Below are 504 nucleotides of genomic sequence, written 5' to 3' on the forward strand. Positions count from 1 at the left end.
TATAAGCTTCAATTGCCTTTTTTAATCCGCCAGTAATTCGACTCACGCTCATGGTACTGAAGACGACGTCTGCTTGCTCTAACGATGGAGAAAACCACGTTCTCATACATTCGTAGTCACTGTTTGCGACTCTTGATTCGATATTGACTCGGTCAACCGTGAAATCTTCAACAGTACATTTTCCTTTGTGTGGGAAAAGCTCGGTATCGTCATCTACCACGGTGTCATCGTCAGTGGTATCGTCGTCTTTCGTGGAATCATCATCGACGGTACTGTCATCATCTGTATCTGTATCTGTATCGTCATCCACAGTTGAATCTACGTCAGCGTTGTCAGCGTTGTCATCGTTTTTGTCGCCAGAATCTACGCCAGCGACGGGAACAGTCTTGACTCCACCGGAAGAATCATCACCACCACATCCAGTTAAAACACCAAGCATGGATAATAGAAGACATGCAGTTTTAATATTTTTCATAGAATTAGTATTGTATTTGAAATGGGAGT

At 43.1% G+C, this 504-nt stretch carries 1 protein-coding gene; it reads right to left on the reverse strand.

Translation table 11 applies throughout. The annotated features are described in order from the left end of the window. Positions 1-439, reverse strand: a 439-nt coding sequence (locus R7044_RS28445) for a M9 family metallopeptidase N-terminal domain-containing protein (protein WP_225456447.1), incomplete at its 3' end; no start/stop codon positions are given. Positions 440-504: the final 65 nt, after the last annotated feature.

It is taken from the genome of Vibrio sp. 1402 (assembly GCF_033340275.1).